A 25,579-nucleotide genomic window follows, 5' to 3' on the forward strand; every position below is an offset into this window, starting at 1 on the left:
AATGTTTTTAGAAAAATACGATACAATAGTAGTAGGTGCGGGGCACGCTGGTTGTGAAGCAGCTGCGGCATCGGCTAATTTGGGCTGTAGTACGTTGTTGGTTACAATGAGCCTGCAAAATATAGCACAAATGTCGTGTAATCCTGCGATGGGAGGAATTGCCAAAGGACAAATCGTGCGTGAGATTGATGCGCTTGGTGGATATTCGGGAATTGTTTCAGACAATACTGCAGTACAGTTTAAGATGTTGAATAAATCGAAAGGACCGGCAATGTGGTCGCCAAGAGTACAGTCGGACCGAATGCGTTTTGCTGAAGAATGGAGATTGCGATTGGAACGAACACCGAATCTCGACTTTTATCAGGAAATGGTAAAAGGTCTTTTGATTAAGAATAACAAGATTGAAGGAATTGTAACGTCACTCGGAATTGAAATTAAAGCCAAAACAGTTGTGCTTACAAACGGAACTTTCCTCAACGGATTAATTCATATTGGAGATAAACAATTTGGTGGAGGAAGAGCTGGTGAAAGTGCTGCTTTTGGAATCACCGATGACTTAGTTAAAGTTGGTTTTGAAGCGGGAAGAATGAAAACAGGAACACCGCCAAGAGTTGATGGACGTTCTTTAGATTATTCTAAAATGAGAGAAGAACCAGGAGATGAAGTTCCGGATAAATTTTCTTATTCAGATGAAACAAAACCTTTGACACATCAAATGCTTTGTCACATGACCTATACTTCAAATGAAGTGCATAATATTCTTCGTGAAGGTTTTGATCGTTCGCCAATGTTTAACGGAAGAATTAAAAGTATCGGTCCAAGATATTGTCCGTCGATTGAAGATAAGATTAATCGTTTTGCGGATAAAGAAAGACACCAATTATTTGTAGAACCGGAAGGCTGGAATACAGTTGAAGTTTATGTAAATGGTTTTTCAACTTCGTTACCGGAAGATATTCAGTTTAAAGCATTGCGTTCAGTTGAAGGATTTGAGAAAGTTAAGTTTTTCCGTCCGGGTTATGCTATAGAATACGATTATTTTCCACCAACACAATTAAAGCATACGCTTGAAACGAAGCTTGTAGAAGGTTTATATTTTGCTGGTCAAATTAACGGAACCACAGGATATGAAGAAGCAGCATCACAAGGAATGATGGCCGGAATTAATGCGGCATTGAAAGTAAAAGAACAAGAACCGATGATATTGCGTCGTGATGAAGCCTATATCGGAGTTTTGATTGATGATTTGATTACAAAAGGAACGGAAGAGCCATACAGAATGTTTACTTCACGCGCTGAATATAGAACCTTATTACGTCAGGATAATGCCGATTTTAGATTAACACCAAAGTCATATGAAATAGGTTTAGCATCTGAAAAAAGATTGCGCAGAATGGAGCATAAGTTTAACGAAAGTGAAAAAATGGTGAATTTTTTCAAAGAAACTAGCATTTCACCTGAGGAAGCAAATCCAATTTTAGAAGCAAAAGATAGTTCTGCAATGGTTCAGTCGGATAAAATGTTTAAGGTGTTTTCACGCCCGCAAATTGAATTGGATGATTTTATGAAGTTTGACAAAGTTAAAGATTACGTTGCCGAAAATGATTTAGATAAAGAGATAATTGAACAGGCAGAAATCCAGGTTAAGTATTCAGGTTATATCGAAAAGGAAAGAAACAATGCGGAGAAATTAATCCGACTAGAAGATATTAAAATCCCTGAGAGCTTTGACTATAACAAAATTAAATCAATGTCAATTGAAGCCAAACAAAAATTAAGCAAGATTCGTCCGGTAACTATTTCGCAAGCGTCAAGAATCAGCGGAGTTTCTCCTGCTGACATTTCAGTTTTATTAATTTACATGGGCAGATAATTTTGCGTTCCACGTGAAACCAAGTTTGCCAAGCCTTATCAATACAGCCTTTATATGAGTTTTCAAAACAATATTTTTTTTCAAAAAGTCAGAGACTATTCTGTTTCAAAAGAAATTTTTGAATTGCATCACAATCCGGAATACGATTTGTTAATCACGTTTCCAAAACCATCTTTAGAGAAATTGCCAAGCTATTATGAAAGCGAAGATTATATTTCTCATACAGATGGAAAGCGTTCTTTGTTTGAAAGAATGTATCATTTGATAAAAAATATTGCGCTTATAAACAAAGTAAAATTAATCAATTCGCAATCTGAGAAAGGAAAACTTTTAGACATTGGAGCAGGAACCGGAGATTTTTTAGTTGTGGCCAAAAATGATGGCTGGAAAACAACCGGAATTGAACCAAGTGCAAAAGCAAAAACAATTGCTATAAATAAAGGTGTGAATTTTGCAGACAATCTTTCCGATTTAGAAAGCCATTCTTTTGATGTGATTACTATGTGGCACGTTTTGGAACACGTTCCAAATTTGGATGAATATATTTTGGAATTAAAAAGATTAGTAAAACCTACCGGAACAATTATTATAGCGGTTCCAAATTTTAAATCATTTGATGCAAATTATTACGGAAAATTTTGGGCAGCTTTTGATGTACCAAGACACATTTGGCATTTTTCAAAAACAGCAATTGATAAATTGTTTGCTGAAAAAGGGATGAAATTAGTAGAAGTGCTTCCAATGAAATTTGACAGTTTTTATGTGAGCTTATTATCCGAAAAATACAAAACCGGAAAAATGAATTTCATTAAAGCGTTTTTTGTCGGATTGAAATCAAATCACAGCGCCAAACAAACAAAAGAGTATTCATCACACATTTACATCATAAAAAACCAGTAAAAACTAATTTAAAGGCGCTATTTAGTTAAACAAAGCAAGAATATGCGACAAGCTGTTTGAAATGAGAAATGCTTTTAAACGGCTTTATTTGAAGTTAAAATCAATAGTTAGACGTTATGGGTATTTTTTTTAGAATAATTAAAACTTATAACACAAAAAAACACGGAAATTCAACTTTAGCTAATTGAATTTTATTTTTATACTTTTGAAACCGAAATTAAATTTATCAAATCATGATTAAAAAAACAGTTATCCTTTTAGCATTCGCAATTGCAATCATTTCCTGTAATAAAACAACAGAAGTAAAAGAATTTAAAACCGCATACGTTGATACTTCTAAATTAATGGAAGAATCTACAGAAGCGAAAGACATAGAAGCTAAATACAAAGATAAATCCAAAGTAATGGGCAATCAGTTAGAAGCTGAAGTGACTCGTTTTAAATCGGAAGCAGCAAATTTTAAGAAAAATGCACAGGCAAACGGAGAAGCTTGGGCACAACAAAAAGGTGCTGAATTGTCGCAAAGAGAACAGCAATTAAGCTATGCCCAGCAAGCAATGCTTCAACAATTGCAACAAGAAAGCGGAGCAGAAATGGATTCTTTAGTAATCAGTTACAGAAAAATGCTAAAAGAATATGGTAAAGAAAAAGGATACGATTATATTTACGGGTCAGGCGATGCATCACCATCAATTTTATATGCAAAAGACAACTATGATATTACTAATGAAATAATCAAAAAGGTCAACGAAAAATATAAGGCTGAAGGTAAAAAAGAGGAAGCCCCAAAAGAAGAGAAGAAATAATTTTCCATACTAAACATAAAAAAGCCCCGAATTTTCGAGGCTTTTTTTGTAGATGTGTATTTTTAGCTCAACCAAAAGACTGCTAAAACTGCCGGAACAAAATAAATAGCAATCGTTCTTGCACCATCATAATCCTTGGCCAATCTTTGACCTAAAAGCAACAAAATCAATGTAATACATGAAAAAACAGCGCCATAAAAACCAAAAGTTCTTCCGCCATTAATTAATAATTCGACACAACCAACCAAAGTTAAAACTCCGGTTATGAGTTCAAGAACTAGAATAATTCCTAATGAAATAGGAACATTATTTTTTAATAATGATGTATTGGCAAAATGTCCTTTAAGCCAATCAATATTACCCTGCCAGCCAAAAATTTTATCATAGGCAGACTGTACAAAAGTTACTGCAAGAAAAAGCAAAACAAGTATCGAAGCTGTGTTAGTCATGATGTTTAAGTTTTATGGATTAATCGAGTAAGTTTTATAGATAAATCAGTTAATATAATTTTAGCGTTCCCGTTGCGTTCAATATGATAAATCGCATCTGAAAGTTCATTAAAAATAGCATTAATATTATTACCATTTACAAATGGAGCAAATTTATCAAAGGTAAAATTCTCCACTTGAGGTTCCACATAAACAAGGTTTTTGGTTTCATAATTATGCATCAAAGCCTGACGAAACATCACAATACAATAATTCAAAAACTGCTTTTGTCCTTCGCGACCCAAACCTGCAATTTCTTCACTCCATAATATTAAATCCTGAATAGCCGAAGCATTTTTTTTTGCACTAAAAGCTGCACGAACCCAGGCCACAAACCATTTTTCAAATGGAAAATCTTCGGTGTCATTTTTCACAATATGAAGTGCTTTGTTATAATTTCCCTGTGCTTGATGCGCTACTTTTGTCGCTGAAGAATCATCTAAAAAATAATTGACTTTTAACGCTTTTGAAATTTCAGCTTCCGGCAAAGCACCAAAATGCAATACCTGACATCGGGAACGAATAGTTTGAATAATGTCTTCTTCGTTTTCAGAAATCAGCAGGAACAATGTTTTTTCAGGTGGCTCTTCCAATAATTTTAATAATTTATTTGACGCAGCAATATTCATTTTTTCAGCCATCCAAACAATCATAATTTTATAACCGCCTTCGTATGATTTTAAGGCTAATGCTTTTAAAATATCCTGAGCATCTTCAACCCGAATTTCGCCTTGCTTGTTTTGCACGCCCAAATGTTTGTACCAATCAAATAAACTTCCGTATGGATTTTTCAAAACAAATTCTCGCCAATCCAAAATAAAATCAGCACTTTTCGGTTTTGTTTTTACATCTTCATTAGTCACATTCGGATAAACAAAATGCAAATCAGGATGCGAAAGCGATAGAAACTTTAGATTACAACTTTCGTTTCCACCACTATTTTCCAGTCCTTGATTATTACACAAAACAAATTGTGCATAAGCAATTGCCATGGCTAAAGTGCCGCAACCTTCAGGGCCAACAAACAATTGTGCATGAGGAATTCTTCCCGACAACGCGCTTTTTACGAGATGATTTTTTATGTAATCCTGACCAAGAATATCTGAAAACTGCATAAAGCAAATATAGAAGAAATATTTAGCTATTGGTAAATCAGACTGCGTTATTCAAAACACTATCGGGAAGAAATGACCATCAAACAAAATGCTATTTATTTGAAAACAAATATTTTAACACTTAAAATTTTCTTAAAAAACATCGATAAAAGCACAAAAAACATCGATAAAACTAAATTTTATTATATTTGCAGTGATTCTTACCTTTTAAATTACTAAATGAAAACGATTCAAGATTTTAATTTCAACGCCAAAAAAGCCATAATCAGAGTTGATTTCAACGTGCCTTTAGACGAGAATTTCAACGTGACAGATGCTAACAGAATTGAAGCCGCAAAGCCTACTATAGATAAGATTCTATCAGATGGAGGAAGCGTGATTTTGATGTCCCATTTAGGAAGACCAAAGGGAAAAGAAGATCAATATTCGCTAAAACATATTGTGGCAAAAGTTGCTGAAGTATTGGGGGTAAATGTTCAATTCGCTTCAGATTGTAGAGGAGAAATAGCGACGAATGCAGCTAAAAATTTAAATCCAGGCGAAGTTCTTTTATTAGAAAACCTTCGTTTTTATGCTGAAGAAGAAGCCGGAGATGAAAATTTTGCAAAAGAATTAGCTTCATTAGGTGATATTTATGTGAATGATGCTTTTGGAACAGCACACAGAGCACATGCGTCGACAACAATAATTGCTAAATTCTTTCCAAATCATAAGTGTTTTGGATTGCTTTTGGCCAAAGAAATAGACAGTTTAAATCGAGTTTTGAATAATTCGGTGAAGCCTGTAACAGCGGTTCTTGGAGGTTCAAAAGTATCTTCAAAAATTACGGTTATCGAGAACATCTTAGACAAAGTGGATCACATGATTATCGGTGGCGGAATGACATTCACTTTTGTAAAAGCATTGGGCGGAAAAATTGGTGACTCAATTTGTGAAGATGACAAACAAGAATTGGCTTTAGAAATTTTGAATTTGGCCAAACAAAAAAACGTTCAGATACATATTCCGGTTGATGTTGTAGCAGCAGATGCTTTTTCAAATGATGCAAAAACTCAAGTTGTTGATGTTAGAGAAATTCCGGATGGATGGCAGGGTTTAGACGCAGGTCCAAAATCATTAGCTAATTTCAGAGAGGTAATTATGAACTCGAAAACCATTCTTTGGAATGGACCATTAGGGGTTTTTGAAATGGAAAATTTTGCTAACGGAACAATTGAATTAGGAAATTATATAGCTGAGTCAACAGAAAAAGGAGCATTCTCACTTGTTGGTGGGGGTGATTCAGTTGCAGCGGTGAAACAATTTGGTCTGGAAGATAAAATGAGTTATGTATCAACCGGCGGTGGAGCGATGTTGGAGATGTTAGAAGGAAGAGTATTACCGGGAATTGCTGCCATTTTAAGTTAAAATTATAAAGCAGGACAATAAAAAATAATAAAAGACGTTATTTAATTATACTTAATTAATAACACATACGTTTGAAATATATCACTTTATAAAAATAAAGTTATGACTATAAAAAACTTAACCTCATTAGCATTACTTATAGCTTCTTCAGCAATTTTTGCCCAAGATACTATCGTTGCTACAGCAGTAAAAAAAGAACCGCTTACCAGAAAAGAAGTCTTAGATTCCATCAAGGCAACGTTTGTTCGAGACAACATTGCATCCTGTATTGACAGTCTATGGTTGAAGGAATTGGCAAGTTTAGACTTATATGATCAATTAACTTTTGATATAAAAAGTATTAATGTTGATGAGAAAGTAGATTACGAATTGCCAACGGAGCTTTTAAAAGAAAGACTAAAAAAACTGGACGAAAAATCTCCATTTAATATTGAGTATAATGTCGGTTTAGAAAACGTAATCAAATCATTCTTAAAGAATAGAAAAAGATCTTTTGAGAGATTAATAGGTATTTCCCAATACTACTTCCCAATGTTTGAAGAGTCGCTAGCGGCACAAAACATTCCATTAGAAATTAAGTATTTATCGGTTGTTGAGTCAGCTTTGAATCCGAGAGCGGTTTCAAGAGTAGGCGCAACAGGTTTATGGCAGTTTATGTATCAAACCGGAAAACAATACGGACTAAAGGTAGATACTTATGTTGATGAAAGAAGCGACCCATTGAAAGCAAGTAAAGCCGCTACTCAGTATATGAAAAACATGTATGCTATTTTTGGCGACTGGGATTTGGTTTTAGCTTCATATAATACAGGTCCGGGAAATGTTGCCAAAGCTATCCGTCGTTCAGGTGGAAAGCAAAATTATTGGAACATACGACCTTATCTTCATAAAGAAACACAAGGATATTTACCTGCGTTTTTAGCAACAATGTACATCTTCGAATACCACAAAGAACATGGAATAAAACCAGATAAAGCTGTTGCAAATCTTTTTGCCACTGATACGGTAATGATTAAAAATGCGATGACATTCAAACAAATTTCAGATTTGTTAGATGTTCCTGTTGCCGAATTGCAGCTTTTAAACCCATCATACAAGAGACAAGAAATTCCGTTTATCACTGGCGAAAACCATTATTTAACATTACCGGTTAATAAAGTGGCTGTTTTTACTTCAAACGAAGATAAGATTTATGCTTTTGTTAAATACGAATCAAGCAAAAGAGAAAGACCATACGAAAGGTTGGCAAACAATTCGAATTTCTCGGATAACGACGGAACGGTTTCAAGAGTTAAATACCATAAAGTTAGAAGAGGCGATAGTCTAAGTGAGATTTCAGACAGATATGGAATCACCATGTCAGAACTAAAAAAATGGAATCATTTGCGAAGCAATAAAGCACCATTGGGCAGAAGATTAAAAATTATTACTACAGAAGCGGTTGCAATCAATGACAAAAAAATTACAAAACCGGATACAACTGCTGTAAACGAAACGACTTCAGCTATTGCATCAAACGTTGCTAAAACTTTCAAAGAAGAAAAAGTGGTTTCGTATAAAGATGTTGTAAAATACCACAAAGTAAGAAGAGGTGATAATCTTGGTGAAATCTCAGATAAATACGGAGTTTCTGTTGCTGAAGTGAAAAAATGGAATCACTTAAAAGGAAGCAATATAATTCCGGGTAAAAGCTTAAAAATAATTAAAAACGAAAGAGTTGTAACTACAGTTAGAAAAGAAATAAAAGCGGATAAAAACGCTATTGAAACTGCAGTAGCTTCAAATGAAGCAAATGAAAATCCAAGTGATTTTTATGAAGTTCAAAGAGGTGATAATTTATTCAGCATCGCCAAAAAATTCAATGTTAGTCTGGAAGATTTAAAAAAATGGAATAATCTGGACGATTTAAATGTTGAGCAAGGTTCGAAATTGGCATTGGTTAATAATGATGCGGAACCTGTAAAAGAAACAACCTATAAAACCGAAGTTAAAATTACTGAACACGTTGTTGACAGAGGCGAAACTTTAGGAAGCATTGCCAGAAAATTTGATGTTTCAATTTCAGATATAAAAGACTGGAACAAGATTGAAGATAATACAGTTCAACTTGGAGCAAAATTAATCGTTGGTAAAAAATATATAGTTTCATCAGATGCCAAAAATACACCAGCTAAAAAGGAAAATATAGCGGTTAACGATAGAGATGAAGTAAAATTATACTACGTAAAAAAAGGCGATTCATTATTTAGCATTGCCAAAAAATATCCTGGTGTTTCGATTTCAGATTTGAAAAAATGGAATGGAATTAAAAACGAAAGTTTAAAAGCCGGTATGAAATTAAAAATTAACGGTTAATTCCGAAAATCTTCTATAAATTTGGGTTTTATTTCAGTTATGAATAAGACCCTTTTTTTATGGCTTTTTGTTGCCTGTCTTGTGAGCTCTTGTTCATTAAAAAAAGACAAGTTACCCGATGATTCTTCAGCGGCTATAAACACCATTGCAGTAATCATTGACGACCAGCTTTGGAACGGAGAAGTTGGCGACAGTATCAGAAACAAGTTTGCTTCACCGGTTTTAGGCTTACCACAGGAAGAACCTTTATTCAGCATCAATCAATATCCTGTAAAACTTTTTGAAGGATTTTCAACCGACAGCCGTAATATTCTTATCATCAAAAAAGATAATGAGAATAAGTACGAATTCAAGGAAAATGAATTTGCCGCGCCACAAAACGCCTTTCATATTACAGGGAAAACATCTTTTGAAATATTAGAAATTCTTGAAAAAAATGCCCCTGACATTATTAAAAAAATGCGCGCCATCGAAATTGCTCATAACCAAAAAATCATCAAAGATTCGTTACTCGACACCAAAAAAATCCAAAAGAAATTCAACATTGATTTATTGATTCCTTCGAAATACGAATATGTAATGCGAAGAAAAAACTTTATTTGGCTCAAAAGCGAAATTATCAGCGGCAACACTAGTTTATTGATTTACCAGATTCCATGGAACAATATTCGCCCAAAATACGCAGTAACCGATATTGTGATAATGAGAGATTCTATCGGAAGAGCTTATATTCATGGATCGAATTATGGAACTCAAATGGTTTCCGATGAAGCCTACTCACCCTACTTTTCAAAAACAACCTTAGCCGGAAACAAAACCTATGAAACTAAAGGAACCTGGCAAATGAAAAACGACTTCATGTCCGGACCATTTATTAATTATGCCATTTTTGATAAACCTCATAGACGTATTCTGGTTTTAGAAGGTTTTTGTTACGCGCCATCAAAAGAAAAGCGCGATTTGATGTTTGAATTAGAATCAATTATTAAATCCATACAAATTAAAAAATAACATCATGAATTTAGAATGGAAAATAAGACGATTTGAGGCATTAACTCCAACCGAGTTATACAATCTGCTTCAATTACGAAGTGAAGTCTTTGTGGTGGAGCAAAATTGCGTCTATCAGGACATTGATTACAAAGACCAAAAAGCATTACATCTAATAGGTGAAGATAACGGACAAACGGTTGCTTATGCCCGATTGTTTAAACCTAAAGATTATTTTGAGCAAGCTTCCATTGGAAGAGTTGTTGTTAGACCAACGTATCGCGATAAAAAACTCGGACACATTCTAATGCGTGAAGCAATTTATTTTATGAAGCATCAGTTTGGTGAGACTAAAATCACCATTTCTGCGCAATTATATTTGAAAAAATTTTACGAAAGTCACGGCTTTATTCAAACCAGCGAAATGTATTTAGAAGACGATATTCCGCATATCGAAATGAAAAAAAGTTAGCTTTTTGTAATAACCAATTCTACTCTTCTATCATAATCTGCTCCTTTGCCAAGCGGAACAGTGTTGCCATAACCTTTGAAAGTCATACGGTCTTTGGATATTTTTTTAAACAATAAATATTTATAAACCGATTCAGCTCTGTTTACCGATAATTGACGTTTTCGTGTATCTAAATCAATAGCTTCTTTTTGATATGGCGGTGTGCAGCACACATGTCCCTGAATTTCAAATTGGAGATTTTTATATTTGTACAAAAGCCTTGCAATTTTGTCTAGTTCATTTTTAGACTTGAAAGGTAATTTGCTACTTCCTCTTTCAAATAAAATGTTGTTCAAATAAATATGATCGCCAACAATATGATTTTTTTGAATCGTATTGTAAAAACCCGGAATTACAATTTTTGGTAAAGGTTTTAGGTGAGCCACAATATCGACACGACGATTTTTAGAACGTTTTTCAGGAAGATTTTCTACTATGTCATCTTCAATCAAAATTCGGCCTTTGCCTTCAATGGTTACAATGATTTTACTTTTGATACCACTTTCAACGAACTTGTCCCGAATGGCGGTAGCGCGTTTTGTGGAAAGTTTAAAATTATAAGCATCTTTCCCAACATCATCGGTGTAACCAAAAATCTGAATATCTTCAATTCGGGTTGAATCGGTTTTTTTAATAAAATCAATGGCTTCATTTACTTCTTTTTCATTCAGAGTAAATTTATCAAATTCAAAATAAACAGAATGAACTACTTCTTCCTGTGCTTGAAGCACAAAACAAAACAAAATCGGCAAAAACTTTAGAAACTTCATATTAAATTTTCAAAATCGAGTTATACTGTGATTTATCGTTTAAGACTTCAATCGACTTCTTAATTTCAAAATTACTTTTGATATAATATTGATACAATCCTTCTTTGTATTGGTATCGCTTTATAATTTCATCTAAAATGAGATTCTTGATTTCCTTTTGATTTTTATCAATCAATGTTTCTTCACTTTTTTCTAAAGCTACCAGCAATTGTTGGTATTCTGCTGCTATAGCCGAATCTACATTTTCTTTCTTGGCTTTTTCCAATGTGTTTTTCAAAGCAACTTCTGTTTCGGTATCAAATGATATCTTCTCTCTTTTTAAGAAAGCCTTAAAATCTGCTAAATCAGCATCAGTAATCGTTGGAATTTTATCACCAAGTGTTGGATTTTTGTAATAGTAATATGTGGCATAATTAAAAATCCCATCGTTTTTTTGCAGTGCTTCTGCAATAGTGCTTGTTTTGGTATTTTCTAAAACAAGATCTGGTAAAATTCCACCACCATCATAAACCGTTCTTCCTTTGCTGGTTTTAAAAGCGTTATAATTTTTTTCTTCAGTTCTGATGGCTTTTCCGTTTTTGTCTTTATGTGAATAATTTAATGCCTGAATGCATCTTCCTGATGGTGTATAATATTTTGAAATGGTAACTTTAACCTGCGTTCCATAAGTCATATCAATCGGACGCTGTACCAATCCTTTTCCGAAACTTCGGCTTCCAATAATAACAGCTCTGTCTAAATCCTGCAAAGCACCGGAAACAATTTCTGAAGCCGAGGCGCTTTTTCCATCAACAATAACCACTAACGGAATTTCGGTATCAATAGGTTCGCGAGTAGTTTTATAAGTATTGTTGTATTTAGAATTCTTAGATTTTGTGGTTACTATGATTTCATTTTTTGGCACAAAAAGATTGCAGATAGTAACGGCTTCATTTAATAATCCGCCCGGATTTCCGCGTAAATCTAAAATAATTTGCGTTGCGCCATCTGTTTTTAGTTTTTCCAAAGCTTCTTTAGTTTCTGTCGAAGCTTTTTGGTTGAACTGTGACAGGACTATATAACCCGTTTTATCATCAACCATTCCGAAAAACGGAACTGCTTTTACAGCAACTTCATCAAGGACTAACTCTGTGGTCATTGCTTTTCCCTGACGTAAATATTTGATGTTAATTTTAGTGCCTTTCGCACCTTTAACCAATTGCGATGCATCATCTTTGAAATCAGCTAAAAGTACATCGCCAATTTGAATAATTTCATCACCGGCTTTTAATCCGGCTTTGTCTGCCGGAAAACCTTTGTACGGTTCTTTGATGATGAGTTTGTCTTCTTTTCGTGTAATCATGGCACCAATTCCGGTGTATTCACCAGTGTTATTTATTTTGAATTTGATGACATCCTGTTCGTTAAAATAATTGGTGTAGGGATCCAAATCAGCTAACATGCTTTTGATGGCTTTATCCATCAATTCCGCCGGATTTGTTTCGTCTACATAGTTTTGATTAATGGTCTTAAAAAGCGTCGTGAAAATTTCAATTTGTTTTGAAATTTCGAAGAAATCGTCTTTAAAACTAACGCCAACCAAGAGAAAAATGCTCAGTATGACTGGAATAAAATATCTTTTTTTAATTTTTGTAACCATGATTTTTTCTTTTAACAAGTTAACGAATATAGTAATTAACTCCTTGTTTAATTTGTGTTTTTTTCGTCTTGAATAATTTTGATGAACTTTTCAAAAAGCTGAACGGTCTTCTGATTTATTTCCTGATAAGACAACCGTTCATTGGTTTGATAAAAAAACATAATGCAATATTTAGCATCAACATTTTCAACTAAAAGCTGTTTGTTTAATCGATAGGATTCTCGTAAAACACGCTTGAAATAATTCCGGTCAACGGCATTTTTAAAATATTTTTTGGATACCGAAACACCAATTTTTAGTGGAACATCTTCTTCAAAATCATGTTTTAAATAAACTAAACGCAAAGGATATTTACCCACCGATTTGCCTTCGGAAAAAAGTAAATCGATGATTTTTTTGCTCTTTAGTTTTTCTGTTTTTGGATAGGAAAAATCCATTTTTACTTTGCGTAGATGTTGTAAACAAATTTTACTTCGTTGTAAGTGATGTAAAACTGTATTCGATTGTTTTCCTTTTTCTTTGTAATGATTAAGATATTACACTTCGAAAATTTATTATCGACACATTCAAACGGAACAATATTCACTTCGTCATTGTCCGTAATTTCTCCATAAGCTTTGATTTTAAATGACTGCACTTCGGAAGAATTAATTGTAATCAAATCTTTTTTCGCATCAAGAGTTATCAGAACTTTAGCATCAACAAAATCAGACCATTCGTTCCATTCACCGCTGTCTTTTTTATCTGTAAAACTTACACTGCTCGATTGAAAACGAATTGGTTGCGCCGAAGCAATGCTTCCAAAACTTAAAAAAAGGCAAACGATAAGAAGTTGAATAGCTTTCATTTTGTCAAAAATTTTAATCGGGTAAATCTACAAAATTCTATTTCATTTCGTAAATATTATTCTCCCGTTTCACATCAGCCATTAAACCGCTTGGGTCAATAGTGATTTTTTTGATGGCAGTTTTAGCTTTCGGAATTTCAAAGAAATAATTTGGATTGGCCCAAGTCCAGTCATTTAAAACGGTTCGCTTAATTTCGGGAGTTGGATTTTCTTTTTGAAAGTTCATCATTCGCAACGGAATGTAGAAACTCTCTTTCGCCCCATCGGTATATTCAACCAAAATATCCATTGGCATTGGAATTCTACCAATTCTTTCTAAAGAAACACCGGTTCTTTGTACACCGTCAGTAGCGCTTTCGACGGTTTTAATTCCGTAATCAATGGTGTTCAGGGTTTGAGTCCAATCGGTTAAATACCAATCTAAAGTTGCTCCCGAAACGCGTTCGGCAGTTCGCTTTATATCGTTTGGCGTAGGATGTTTGAATTTGAATTCGTTGTAAAATCGCTTCAATGTTTTTCTGGTATTTTCTGTCCCGATGAGGTATTCTAATTGGGTTAGAAAAAGCGCGCCTTTGTAATAAGTTCCAACAGTATAAGCCCGGTTTATATCATATCGATCACCATGCGTTGACATTGGTTGTTCCTTTCCTGTTTTTACAAATTCGTAATAAGTTGAATAGATTGATTTAAAAGGATTTTCATTTTTTTTAACCGGAATTTCATTCAGCGCTAAATATTCAATATAGGTCGAAAAACCTTCATCCATCCACGGATATTTGGATTCATTGGAAGCTAAAATATGCTGAAACCAGGAATGAGCTAATTCATGAGGCGCAGCATCCATCATATCCAGTGCTGTTCCTGTTCCTAACATCAAAGTACACATTGCATATTCCATTCCGCCATCGCCACCTTGAATAAAAGAGTATTGTTTGTATGGATAATCGCCAACGGTTTTATTGTAAAAATCCATTACCCTTACCATTAAAGGTTCAAGGTCTTTCCAGTTTTGAATGTATTTTGGATCGTTTTTATACAGAAAATGTAAGTCAACATTATTTGGTCCTTTTACCACATCGTGAAGATAATCTTTGTCGGCAGCCCAAGTAAAATCGTGAACATTTGGCGCTATAAAATGCCATGTTAAGGTTTTTGTATTTGGATTTTTCTTCACTTCTTTTCCCTTATCCTCATAACCAAAACCAATTTCGTTTTTGTTTTGCAGGTAACCTGTTCCTCCAAGAATATAATTTTTATCGATTGTTATTTTTACATCAAAATTCCCCCAAACTCCATGAAATTCTCTCGCGATATAAGGATCAGTATGCCAACCTTCAAAATCAAATTCTGCCATTTTTGGATACCATTGAGACATAGAAAGTGCTACACCAACCGAATTATTTCGACCCGAACGACGAATTTGAACCGGAACCTGACCATCAAAATCTAAAGTCAATTCAGCCGATTTTCCGGGAAGAATTGGTTTAGCCAATGTCACTTCCAAAATGGTGCTGATTTCTTTTGTTTTGGCAGCAACGCCATCTTGTTTGAAATTTGAAATTTTCAAATACCCAATTTCGTTAGGTTGTAATTTAGCAATTCTGCTTTCCTTAGTTTTGGTTAGAAACCTTGCATCCGGATTCGCAATAGTTTGAGCACGCATGTCCATTTCGCTTCCGGGTTGAAAAGCATTGTTGTATAAATGATAATAAACAGTACGCAGCGTGTCAGCAGAATTATTGGTGTAAACCAGTTTTTGTTTTCCTTTATATTGATAGGTTTCTACGTTCATAGAAACCTCCATTTTATAATCCGCCTTTTGCTGCCAATATCCTTTAGATTGAGCAAAAGAGGAAGTAATGCTTAATAAAATAAAACCAAATAAAAATTTGTTATTCATGCTGAAATAAAATAAAAAAAGGAAGGTTTTACGCTTCCTTTTTGATTTACAATTTAGGGTCTTTCTTAATTTTGTTTGACATTTCTTCGGCCATTTTCAATGCATTGTAAGCATTGACAATTTTGCCTGAAGCACATGCTTCTGAAAAAGGAATTTTTTCTTGTTTTTCACCAACTTTAACATCAAATGCCAAAGGTGTTCCCGATTGCATTAAAATCTGTTTTACCTGAGATGCTTTTAAATTTGGATAGTACGAACGGATTAAAGCAGCAACACCGGCAGCATTTGGAGAAGCCATTGATGTTCCTTGCAAGTATTTGTATTTGTTACCCGGAACAGTTGCGTAAATTTTAACTCCAGGCGCAAAAACGTCTACATTCTTTTTTCCATAGTTAGAAAATCGAGCAACCACTTTTTCGCCTATTTCATTTTTTAAAGCACCAATAGTAATAAGGTTGTCTGAGATTTCGGCTCCGTTTACTTCGTCGGTTGGGAAGTTAGGCTCTGTGTCGATATTTTTCGAATCATTACCTGCAGCGTGAACAATTAAAACATCTTTACTGGCAGCATATTTAATAGCATCATAAACCCATTCCGCATGTGGAGAATAATCTTTTCCAAAACTTCCATTGATTACTTTGGCGCCATTGTCAACAGCATAACGAATAGCTAAAGCGATGTCTTTATCATATTCATCACCATTTGGTACGGCACGAACAGCCATGATTTCTACATTATTCGTAACACCATCACCACCAAGATTGTTGTTTCTTACTTGAGCAATTATTCCGGCAACGTGAGTTCCGTGAAGGTTATCCTTACGTTCTTTAGAATACACTACATTGTTGCCATATTTTTTATCATTGATATCTTCCGGATTATCTCCAACTAATTTTCGGGCATCAAAATCTTTGTTGAGATTATAGTCTAATTTGTCATAGACAGCTGTTTTGTAATTTTTCAAATCCTCGTGAAAAGTGGCACCTTTTTGTGTGGCATAAGACAACATTATTCTTTTACTGTCATACAATTCAAATTTAACAGAAGACATGTCTTTTAATTCTGAAAGTGTATAATTTTCATTTTTCAGAAATTCAGCAACGGTTTTATCAGCTTTAATCAATACATCAACTGTTTCTTTTGCTTCTTTTGCTTCCTGAAGATTTTCTTCATAATCGGCCAACGCATTTTTGTAGATTTGAGAACCGTCATCGCCTTTTTTCAATATACGAACCATTTCCAAATTTTCATCATTTGAATCGCCTAAAAAATTCCATCCGTGAACATCATCCACAAACCCATTTTTGTCATCGTCTTTTCCGTTATTCGGAATCTCTTTTTTATTGGTCCAAATAACCGATTTCATGTCTTCGTGTTCAGTATCAACTCCTGAATCAACAACTGCAACTATTACTTTTACACCTTTTTTGTTTTTTAAAAGTTCAGCATAAGCTTTATCAACGCTCATTCCCGGAATCGTATCTTTTTCTAAATCAAGATGACTCCAGCGTTGTAATTGTTGTTCTGTTAAAGGGTTTTTTTTGGCAAAGGGTTGAGTAGTTTCTTGTGCAAAGATTGTCAATGAGAACATTGAAATCAGCAAAAAATTTAAAACTTTCATTTTCTATTTTATTTATGATTTATGAATTGGTGTAAAAGTAAATTGTTTTGTTACAGTTAAAGAAAGGATTAACACTATGTTAAGATATGTTCGCAGCGGAAAACCTCTTTTAAACGAATACCTTTTTCAGTGTTTTCTACGGTGATAATTTCGTTATGCGCATCGTGTTCTAACCACAAGTAGTAATTCTTTTCAGCGGCATTGTTTAAAAACTTTGCTTTTTCAGGTAAGGTCAAAAGCGGTCTGGTGTCATAACCCATAACATAGGGCAACGGCAAATGTCCTGCAGTCGGAATCAAATCGGCGCAAAAAACGATGGTTTTTCCTTGGTATTGAATGTGAGGCAACATCATTTTTTCGGTATGGCCATCGACATAAAAAATTCCGAAATCCAATTCTTTTGAAATTGCAAAATCACCTTCAGGTTTTTGGATAAAATTAAGTTGACCGCTTTCCTGCATTGGTAAAATATTTTCTGACAGGAAAGAAGCCTTTTCTCTCGCATTTGGTTTGGTTGCCCATTCCCAATGATTTTCATTTGTCCAAAATTTAGCATTTTTGAAAGCCACTTCGTAACCGGTTTTGTCTGAATTCCAGTTGACACTTCCACCACAATGATCAAAATGCAGGTGTGTCATAAAAACATCGGTCACATCATCGCGTTGAAAACCATATTTCGCCAACGATTTGTCCAAAGAATGGCTTCCCCAAAGTGAATAATAACCAAAAAATTTATCCGATTGTTTGTTTCCCATTCCGGTATCAATCAAAATCAAGCGGTTTCCGTCTTCAATCAGCATGCATCTTGCCGCAATATCAATCAAATTATTCTCATCAGCAGGATTGGTTTTGTTCCAAATAGTTTTGGGCACAACGCCAAACATAGCGCCGCCATCGAGCTTAAAATTTCCGGCTTCAATCGGGTAAATTTTCATTTTCTAATGTTTTTACAAATTTATAGAATTAAAAATCATTTTTCTCTATTCGCGGATTGGTTATAAAAATGTTACAGTTGCTTGAAAAAAAGGATATTTATAGTAACTTTGCGCATTATTTAGACAAAATTAAAATAAGTCATGAAATGAGCATTAGTAAATATTTCAATTAACGGAATGTTTCTATGTGAATTACATAACACCTATTAAAAACAAATAATAACCAGGTTATGATAAAAGTTTCTGATGATGCCAGTAAAAAAATCGTTGCAATGATGCAGGAAGACGGTTTCGACGCAGCCAAAGATTACGTTCGTGTTGGCGTGAAAAGTGGTGGTTGTTCGGGCTTGTCGTATGAATTGAAATTCGATAAAGAACTAGGCGAAAACGACAAAGTTTTTGAAGATAATAACGTGAAGATAGCTGTTGAGAAAAAATCATTCTTGTATTTAGCAGGAACTATTTTAGAATTCTCAGGAGGATTAAACGGAAAAGGATTTGTATTCAACAATCCGAACGCATCAAGAACGTGTGGTTGTGGAGAATCGTTTTCTCTGTAAAAATTAAACAAACAAAATGGCAAAATATACCGAAGACGATTTAAAAGTTGAACTCGAAAGTAAAGAATACGAGTACGGGTTTTATACTGACATTGAGTCGGAAACATTTCCTATTGGTTTAAACGAAGATATTGTTCGCGCTATTTCTAAAAAGAAAGAAGAACCACAATGGATGACCGATTGGCGTATTGAAGCTTTCCGTGCCTGGCAGGAAATGATTGAGCCAAACTGGGCAAATGTGAATTATGAAAAGCCCGATTTTCAGGCTATTTCGTATTATTCAGCACCCAAAAAAGTAGATCCCAATAAGACTTTAGACGATGTAGATCCAGAGCTTTTGGAGATGTATAAAAAGCTTGGAATTTCATTAGATGAGCAGAAAAAGATGAACAATATCGCAATGGATATTGTGGTCGATTCGGTTTCTGTGGCAACAACTTTCAAGAAAACACTAAACGAAAAAGGAATTATTTTCTGCTCTATTTCTGAAGCGATAAAAGAGCATCCTGAATTAGTTAAAAAATATTTAGGAACCGTAGTTCCTCAAAAAGATAACTTCTACGCAGCTCTGAATTCGGCTGTTTTCTCCGATGGAAGTTTTTGTTATATTCCAAAAGGTGTTAAATGCCCAATGGAATTATCAACGTATTTCCGAATCAACCAAGCCGGAACCGGACAATTTGAAAGAACATTGCTAATTGCCGACGAAGGGAGTTATGTTTCGTATCTCGAAGGTTGTACTGCGCCAAGTCGAGATGAAAACCAATTGCACGCTGCGGTTGTCGAATTAATCGCAATGGAAGACGCCGAAATCAAATATTCTACGGTTCAAAACTGGTATCCCGGAAACAAAGAAGGTAAAGGCGGTGTTTTCAACTTCGTAACCAAAAGAGGTTTGTGCGAGAAAAATGCAAAAATCTCCTGGACGCAGGTTGAAACAGGTTCAGCCATTACCTGGAAATATCCTTCGGTTATTTTGAAAGGCGATAATTCAATTGGCGAATTTTATTCGATTGCCGTAACCAATAATTTCCAACAGGCTGATACCGGAACAAAGATGGTTCATCTGGGTAAAAACACCAAATCTACTATCATATCCAAAGGTATCTCAGCCGGGAAATCACAAAATAGTTACAGAGGTTTGGTTCAGATAAGCGCCAGAGCAGACAATGCTCGTAACTTCTCTCAATGCGACTCGTTGTTGATGGGAAATAATTGCGGCGCACACACTTTTCCATATATCGAAAGCAAAAATTCATCCGCTATAATCGAACACGAAGCAACGACTTCAAAAATTGGTGAAGACCAGGTTTTCTATTGCAATCAGCGTGGAATTCCAACCGAAAAAGCCATTGCCTTAATCGTAAACGGTTTTAGCAAAGATGTATTGAATAAATTACCAATGGAGTTTGCTGTTGAAGCACAAAAATTACTCGAAATTTCACTTGAAGGTTCAGTAGGATAATTTGAAAATGAGGTAATTTGAAAATTTGAAAATGGAAGCCAAAGACAATGTAATTATTAAACTAACGTTTCAGTTTGCTTTAGACATTGTCAAATATTGTGAAGGATTGCAAGAAGATAAAAAATATGTAATTGCTAATCAACTTCTAAAATCGGGGACATCGATTGGAGCCAATATCAGAGAAGCTCAAAATGCAGAAAGTAAGACAGATTTTATACATAAATTTAAAATCTCAGCTAAAGAAATTGAAGAAACAATCTATTGGTTGGAACTATGTAAGTTTTCAGAAAGCTATCCAAACGTAGATGAATTAATTGAACAAATAAATAATATTTCAAGAATAGTCAACAAAATAATAATAACATCAAAACAAAAGTAATTTGAAAAACAGAGGATAATTTGAGAGTTCATTTTCAAATTTCCAAATTTTCAAATTTCCAAATTAACTATGTTACAGATAAAAAATTTACACGCTTCAGTTGAAGACAAAGATATTTTAAAAGGAATCAACCTAACCGTTAATGCTGGTGAAGTTCACGCGATTATGGGACCAAACGGTGCCGGAAAAAGTACGTTGGCTTCCATCATTGCCGGAAATGAAAATTACGAAGTTTCAGAAGGAGAAATTCTTTTGGAAGGTGAAGATATTTCAGAATTGGCTCCGGAAGAAAGAGCGCACAAAGGTGTTTTTCTTTCGTTTCAATATCCTGTAGAAATTCCTGGAGTTTCGGTAACGAACTTCATGAAAACAGCTATCAATGAAAGTCGTAAAGCCAACGGAATTGAAGAAATGCCGGCAAATGAAATGCTAAAACTAATCCGCGAAAAATCAGAATTATTAGAAATCGACCGTAAGTTCTTGTCGCGTTCGTTAAACGAAGGTTTTTCAGGTGGTGAAAAGAAACGTAATGAGATTTTTCAAATGGCTATGCTGCAACCAAAACTGGCAATCCTTGACGAAACCGATTCAGGTTTGGATATTGATGCATTGCGAATTGTTGCCAATGGTGTAAATAAACTAAAAAGCAAAGACAACGCAGTGGTTGTAATTACACATTACCAAAGACTTTTGGATTATATAGTTCCTGATTTTGTTCACGTTCTAATGGATGGAAAAATCGTAAAATCAGGCGGAAAAGAACTGGCTTACGAATTAGAGGAAAAAGGATACGATTGGATTAAAGCGGAATTAGAAGTATAAAAGCTCTCTGTTTTCAGTTCTCTGTTAAATATAATAACTGACAATTGACAACTGACAACCGACAACAAAAAACATGGAATTAAAAGACAAACTTATATCTTCTTTTATGGCGTTCGAAGAAAGCATCGATGTGCACAATGAGTTGCACGATGTCCGGACTTTGGCTATAAAAAACTTTGAAAATAAAGGTTTCCCAACCAAAAAAGAGGAAGCCTGGAAATATACATCGCTGAGCGCCATTTTAAAAAATGATTATTCGGTTTTCCCAAAGCACGAGAATGCAGTAGAATTTAAAGACGTAAAGAAGTACTTCCTGCATGAAATCGACACGCACAAAGTGATTTTTGTAGATGGAAAATTCAGTTCTTTTTTGTCGGCAACAACTCACGACGGTTTGGATGTTTGCTTAATGTCATCGGCATTGAACAAACCAAAATATAAAATGGTAATAGATGAATATTTCAATAAAATTGCCAGCAAAGACGAAAGCCTTACAACTTTAAACACGGCTTTCGCTAATGAAGGAGCATACATCAACATTCCGAAAAGCAAAGTTGTGGAAAAACCAATCGAAATCATTTATTTCTCAACCGGAATAGAAAGTGCTTTGATGGTTCAGCCAAGAAATTTGGTAATTGTTGGTGAAAATGCGCACGTTCAAATTATCGAAAGACATCAATCGTTAAACGAAAATCCGGTATTGACCAATTCGGTTACCGAGATTTTTGCACAGAAAAGAGCGATTGTAGATTACTATAAAATCCAAAACGATTTGCAGTCGGCAAACCTGATTGATAACACGTATATTTCTCAAAAGCAGGAAAGCCGCGTTTCGGTGCACACCTTCTCTTTCGGCGGAAACATCACAAGAAACAATCTGAATTTCTATCATTTTGGGGAAAGAATCGATTCTACTTTAAAGGGAATTACCATTATTGGCGATAAGCAACACGTCGATCATTACACTTTGGTAAATCACGCAACGCCAAACTGCGAAAGCCATCAGAACTATAAAACCATTTTGGCTGACAGCTCAACCGGAGTTTTCAACGGAAAGATTTTTGTAGAAAAAGAAGCTCAGAAAACAGATGCATTTCAACAAAATAATAACATTTTATTAGGCGATAAAGCAACAATCAATGCAAAACCGCAATTGGAAATTTTTGCCGATGATGTAAAATGTTCTCACGGTTGCACAATTGGTCAATTAGACGAAAATGCGATGTTCTATATGCAGCAACGCGGAATTCCGAAGAAAGAAGCCAAAGCTTTATTGATGTATGCTTTTTCAAACGAAGTTATCGAAAGCATCAAAATCCCGGAACTTAAACAACGAATTACTAAAATCATCGCAACAAAACTTGGCGTGAGTTTAGGGTTTGATTTATAAAAATAGGAGCGAATGGTTCGGGCATTCTTGGATTCCATGTTCCCGCTTTTCACTACAATAAAAAATGCTTCCTGATAGGGAAGCATTTTTTATTTTCATTACAATCGGGGCTATGATAGTTGGCTTTCGGATCATAATTAATTCTCCAAACTCGCAATCACATCTCTCAAAAACCCGTTAAAATCAAATTCCTCGCTTAAACCCAATCGGACAATCACCAAATCCTGTGATGGAAAAATCGCCACCATTTGCCCTTGGTAACCGCTGCAGTAAAACATATCTTTTGGAACATCCGGGAAATAACCGCCAGCGTTTAGCCAAAACTGCGCACCATATCTTCCGTTTGAAGTGTTGGTTGGTGTTGCAACATATTTCGCCCAGCTTTCATCAAAAAGCTGTTCGCCATTCCAGTTTCCTTTATGTAAATATAACAAACCAAATTTCGCCCAATCTCTTGTTGTTGCCCAACCGTAAGAAGAACCGACAAAATTTCCGACCATATCGGTTTCAACTAGTGCTGAACTCATTCCGATTTTATCAATCAAAGACGAATACCAAAAATCTAAATATTCCTGATGCGTTTTGAATTGTTTCCGCAAGATTCCGGACAATAAATTTGTCGTTCCCGAAGAGTAATTCCAATGTGTATTTGGTTCGAATTTGGCTGGTTTTTCCACTTGCGATTTAGTCATGTCTTCCGCCTGAAACAGCATTTTTGTCACATCTGAAATCTTATTATAATCTTCTTCCCATTCCAAACCCGAATTCATATGAAGCAAATCATTAATAGTGATTTTGGAACGCTTGTCGTTTTTCCATTCATCAATTGGCGCAGGTTTCATAATGTCTAATTTACCTTGTTTTTGAAGAATGCCAAAATAAGTAGCTGTCAAACTTTTAGTCATTGACCAACCCAGAATTTTAGAGTTTTTGTTGAATCCGTCTGAATATTTTTCAGCAATTAATTTTCCTTTGTATAAAACAACAACCGAACGTGTTCGTTTCTTTTTTTCGCCTTTTTTATCAAAAGCATTACTAACAGCTGCATTTAATTTGGCGTAATCTATATCGTCAAAAACAGTATCTTTTGGCTCCAGATTCCCATAAGGAAAAGGATGATTAGTATTCAATTTAGTTCTTTTCGGAACTTCATATGGCTTTGTAACATCAAAATCATCATTAATTAAAGTCGCACCCAAACCCTGACGGTAAATTGCTTTTCTTTTTTTCAATCCATAAACAGCTGAAGTGACAGAATATTGGTCGTCATCAATTTTATTAGTTGCCCAATCTATCTTATCAATATCATTGTCGCCTTGTTCAATAGTTAACAAACTCCTTCCATCAATAAAATGTCCGGAAGCCACACTTTTAGCTGAAAATCCCGAAATCAAATCGAGTTGCGGATAAATTTCAATACGTAAATAAACAAGAAGAATAAGCAATAAAGCAGCAAAAACTTTGAGGAATTTTTTCATTATAAATTAGAATTATACGCAGATAAGTAAAAGTAAAAAAATATAGTGGTCAAAAGCGCTTAATTCTCTACTTTTGTATTTAGAATTTTTCTAAATAAAGAAATGTTAGACATACAAAAAATCAGAGCGGATTTCCCAATACTAAATCAAAAGGTAAATGGCAAACCACTTGTTTATTTCGACAATGGAGCAACTTCGCAAAAACCGCAAGTTGTAATTGATGCTATCGTAGATTATTATTCGCGCTACAATGCCAACATTCACCGTGGTGTTCATACGTTGAGTCAATTAGCGACCGATGCTTATGAGCAAGCCCGACATAAGATTCAGCAGCATTTTAATGCCAAGCATGATTATGAAATCATCTTTACTTCGGGTACAACCGAAGGCATAAATTTAATTGCCAATGGTTTTGCAGCCTTGCTAAAAAAAGATGATGAAGTCATTGTTTCGGCTTTGGAGCATCACAGCAATATTGTGCCTTGGCAAATGTTGTGCGAACATACAGGCGCAAAATTATTGGTTATTCCGATGAATTATGATGGCGAATTGTTGATGGATGAATACGAGAAATTGCTTTCAGATAAAACCAAATTGGTAGTTTGCAATCACATTTCAAACGGATTAGGCACAATCAATCCAATTGAATTTATAATCGAAAAAGCAAATCAGGTTGGAGCAGCAGTTTTGATTGATGGCGCACAGGCTTGTCCACATTTAAAACCGGATGTTCAAAAATTGGATGTAGATTTTTATGTAACTTCGGCTCACAAAATGTGCGGTCCAACCGGCGTTGGAATGTTGTACGGAAAAGAAGCATGGCTGCGAAAATTGCAACCATACAAAGGCGGAGGCGAAATGATTGCCACAGTAACTTTTGAAAAAACAACTTATGCCGATTTGCCTCATAAGTTCGAAGCAGGAACACCAAATATTTGTGGCGGAATTGCCTTCGGAACAGCCATCGATTACATGAATGCAGTTGGTTATGATAACATTGCCGCTTATGAAAGAGAATTATTGGAATATGCAACAAAGAAATTATTGGAATTAGAAGGCATTGAAATTTATGGTACAAAAGATTTGAATAAAAAAGCATCCGTAATTTCGTTTAATTTCAAAGGAATTCATCCGTATGATGTTGGCACGATTATCGATAAACTGGGCATTGCAGTACGAACCGGACATCATTGCGCACAGCCAATTATGGATTTTTATAAAATTCCCGGAACGATAAGAGCAAGTTTTGCTTTTTATAATACCAAAGAAGAAATAGATTTGATGATTGAAGCATTGAAAAAGGCTCAAATGATGTTGTCCTAAAGCAT

General features: G+C 34.8%; 23 protein-coding genes. 13 read left to right on the plus strand and 10 right to left on the minus strand.

The annotated features are described in order from the left end of the window. Window position 1 precedes the first annotated feature (1 nt). The 3 genes from mnmG to L1S35_RS09045 all read left to right on the plus strand — a co-directional run bounded on the left by mnmG (window position 2) and on the right by L1S35_RS09045 (window position 3,579). Window positions 2-1,873, plus strand: a complete 1,872-nt coding sequence (gene mnmG / locus L1S35_RS09035) for a tRNA uridine-5-carboxymethylaminomethyl(34) synthesis enzyme MnmG (protein ID WP_236399648.1) — start codon at window positions 2-4, stop codon at window positions 1,871-1,873. 54 nt (window positions 1,874-1,927) lie between these two features. Then, a complete protein-coding gene (locus tag L1S35_RS09040) occupies window positions 1,928-2,773 on the plus strand; it encodes a class I SAM-dependent methyltransferase (protein WP_236399651.1) in 846 nt (281 codons plus the stop codon). 236 nt (window positions 2,774-3,009) lie between these two features. Then, window positions 3,010-3,579: an OmpH/Skp family outer membrane protein gene (locus tag L1S35_RS09045; protein ID WP_236399832.1), complete on the plus strand. Its 570-nt coding sequence runs from the start codon at window positions 3,010-3,012 to the stop codon at window positions 3,577-3,579. Window positions 3,580-3,641: 62 nt separating this feature from the next. On the opposite strand, the gene L1S35_RS09050 is transcribed toward L1S35_RS09045, so the two are convergent. Together L1S35_RS09050 and L1S35_RS09055 are read right to left on the minus strand one after the other, a co-directional pair. Further along, on the minus strand, window positions 3,642-4,028 hold the full coding sequence (locus L1S35_RS09050; RefSeq protein ID WP_236399655.1) for a DoxX family protein: 387 nt from the start codon (window positions 4,026-4,028) through the stop codon (window positions 3,642-3,644). A gap of 5 nt (window positions 4,029-4,033) precedes the next feature. Next, window positions 4,034-5,182, minus strand: coding sequence for a DNA polymerase III subunit (locus L1S35_RS09055; RefSeq protein ID WP_236399658.1), 1,149 nt, complete (start codon window positions 5,180-5,182; stop codon window positions 4,034-4,036). Between the two features lie 219 nt (window positions 5,183-5,401). Between L1S35_RS09055 and L1S35_RS09060 the strand changes: the two genes are divergently transcribed. From L1S35_RS09060 to L1S35_RS09075, 4 genes are all read left to right on the plus strand, one after another. Next, on the plus strand, window positions 5,402-6,589 hold the full coding sequence (locus L1S35_RS09060; protein WP_236399661.1) for a phosphoglycerate kinase: 1,188 nt from the start codon (window positions 5,402-5,404) through the stop codon (window positions 6,587-6,589). 102 nt (window positions 6,590-6,691) lie between these two features. After that, window positions 6,692-8,944, plus strand: a complete 2,253-nt coding sequence (locus L1S35_RS09065) for a LysM peptidoglycan-binding domain-containing protein (protein ID WP_236399665.1) — start codon at window positions 6,692-6,694, stop codon at window positions 8,942-8,944. Window positions 8,945-8,983: 39 nt separating this feature from the next. Then, window positions 8,984-9,955 carry a DUF4837 family protein gene (locus L1S35_RS09070; protein ID WP_236399668.1) on the plus strand — a complete coding sequence of 324 codons (972 nt, stop codon included), beginning with the start codon at window positions 8,984-8,986 and terminating at the stop codon, window positions 9,953-9,955. Window positions 9,956-9,959: 4 nt separating this feature from the next. Continuing rightward, window positions 9,960-10,406 (plus strand): GNAT family N-acetyltransferase, encoded by a 447-nt coding sequence (locus L1S35_RS09075; RefSeq protein ID WP_236399671.1) that lies wholly within the window; start codon window positions 9,960-9,962, stop codon window positions 10,404-10,406. Here the strand turns inward: L1S35_RS09075 and L1S35_RS09080 are convergent. The 7 genes from L1S35_RS09080 to L1S35_RS09110 all read right to left on the minus strand — a co-directional run bounded on the left by L1S35_RS09080 (window position 10,403) and on the right by L1S35_RS09110 (window position 18,157). Further along, window positions 10,403-11,215 (minus strand): OmpA family protein, encoded by an 813-nt coding sequence (locus tag L1S35_RS09080; RefSeq protein ID WP_236399674.1) that lies wholly within the window; start codon window positions 11,213-11,215, stop codon window positions 10,403-10,405. The two genes, L1S35_RS09075 and L1S35_RS09080, sit on opposite strands and share 4 nt — an antisense overlap. A 1-nt stretch (window position 11,216) precedes the next feature. After that, a complete protein-coding gene (locus L1S35_RS09085) occupies window positions 11,217-12,854 on the minus strand; it encodes a S41 family peptidase (protein ID WP_236399677.1) in 1,638 nt (545 codons plus the stop codon). A 47-nt stretch (window positions 12,855-12,901) separates the two neighbouring features. Beyond that, the gene (rnpA, locus tag L1S35_RS09090) at window positions 12,902-13,291 is read right to left on the minus strand and encodes a ribonuclease P protein component (RefSeq protein ID WP_236399678.1); all 390 of its coding nucleotides are present in this window, start codon (window positions 13,289-13,291) and stop codon (window positions 12,902-12,904) included. A gap of 2 nt (window positions 13,292-13,293) precedes the next feature. Then, window positions 13,294-13,701, minus strand: a complete 408-nt coding sequence (locus L1S35_RS09095; protein ID WP_236399681.1) for a hypothetical protein — start codon at window positions 13,699-13,701, stop codon at window positions 13,294-13,296. 37 nt (window positions 13,702-13,738) lie between these two features. Then, a complete protein-coding gene (locus L1S35_RS09100) occupies window positions 13,739-15,601 on the minus strand; it encodes a M1 family metallopeptidase (protein ID WP_236399684.1) in 1,863 nt (620 codons plus the stop codon). Window positions 15,602-15,647: 46 nt separating this feature from the next. Then, window positions 15,648-17,222, minus strand: a complete 1,575-nt coding sequence (locus L1S35_RS09105) for a S8 family peptidase (RefSeq protein WP_370641060.1) — start codon at window positions 17,220-17,222, stop codon at window positions 15,648-15,650. Between the two features lie 74 nt (window positions 17,223-17,296). Then, window positions 17,297-18,157 carry an MBL fold metallo-hydrolase gene (locus L1S35_RS09110; RefSeq protein WP_236399687.1) on the minus strand — a complete coding sequence of 287 codons (861 nt, stop codon included), beginning with the start codon at window positions 18,155-18,157 and terminating at the stop codon, window positions 17,297-17,299. A 230-nt stretch (window positions 18,158-18,387) separates the two neighbouring features. On the opposite strand from L1S35_RS09110, the gene L1S35_RS09115 reads away from it, so the two are divergent. The 5 genes from L1S35_RS09115 to sufD all read left to right on the plus strand — a co-directional run bounded on the left by L1S35_RS09115 (window position 18,388) and on the right by sufD (window position 22,773). Then, the gene (locus L1S35_RS09115; RefSeq protein ID WP_236399690.1) at window positions 18,388-18,717 is read left to right on the plus strand and encodes a HesB/IscA family protein; all 330 of its coding nucleotides are present in this window, start codon (window positions 18,388-18,390) and stop codon (window positions 18,715-18,717) included. A gap of 16 nt (window positions 18,718-18,733) precedes the next feature. Then, window positions 18,734-20,182 carry a Fe-S cluster assembly protein SufB gene (gene sufB, locus L1S35_RS09120; protein WP_236399693.1) on the plus strand — a complete coding sequence of 483 codons (1,449 nt, stop codon included), beginning with the start codon at window positions 18,734-18,736 and terminating at the stop codon, window positions 20,180-20,182. A gap of 31 nt (window positions 20,183-20,213) precedes the next feature. Beyond that, on the plus strand, window positions 20,214-20,561 hold the full coding sequence (locus tag L1S35_RS09125) for a four helix bundle protein (RefSeq protein ID WP_236399695.1): 348 nt from the start codon (window positions 20,214-20,216) through the stop codon (window positions 20,559-20,561). A 69-nt stretch (window positions 20,562-20,630) separates the two neighbouring features. Beyond that, window positions 20,631-21,383 carry a Fe-S cluster assembly ATPase SufC gene (gene sufC / locus L1S35_RS09130; RefSeq protein ID WP_236399697.1) on the plus strand — a complete coding sequence of 251 codons (753 nt, stop codon included), beginning with the start codon at window positions 20,631-20,633 and terminating at the stop codon, window positions 21,381-21,383. A 73-nt stretch (window positions 21,384-21,456) separates the two neighbouring features. Next, window positions 21,457-22,773, plus strand: a complete 1,317-nt coding sequence (sufD, locus tag L1S35_RS09135) for a Fe-S cluster assembly protein SufD (protein ID WP_236399700.1) — start codon at window positions 21,457-21,459, stop codon at window positions 22,771-22,773. A gap of 137 nt (window positions 22,774-22,910) precedes the next feature. On the opposite strand, the gene L1S35_RS09140 is transcribed toward sufD, so the two are convergent. Beyond that, window positions 22,911-24,251 carry a serine hydrolase domain-containing protein gene (locus tag L1S35_RS09140; RefSeq protein ID WP_236399703.1) on the minus strand — a complete coding sequence of 447 codons (1,341 nt, stop codon included), beginning with the start codon at window positions 24,249-24,251 and terminating at the stop codon, window positions 22,911-22,913. A 102-nt stretch (window positions 24,252-24,353) separates the two neighbouring features. Between L1S35_RS09140 and L1S35_RS09145 the strand changes: the two genes are divergently transcribed. Continuing rightward, window positions 24,354-25,574 (plus strand): aminotransferase class V-fold PLP-dependent enzyme, encoded by a 1,221-nt coding sequence (locus tag L1S35_RS09145; protein ID WP_236399706.1) that lies wholly within the window; start codon window positions 24,354-24,356, stop codon window positions 25,572-25,574. Window positions 25,575-25,579 lie beyond the last annotated feature (5 nt).

Origin of the sequence: Flavobacterium anseongense (genome assembly GCF_021608185.1) — a bacterium.
Lineage (GTDB): Bacteria > Bacteroidota > Bacteroidia > Flavobacteriales > Flavobacteriaceae > Flavobacterium > Flavobacterium anseongense.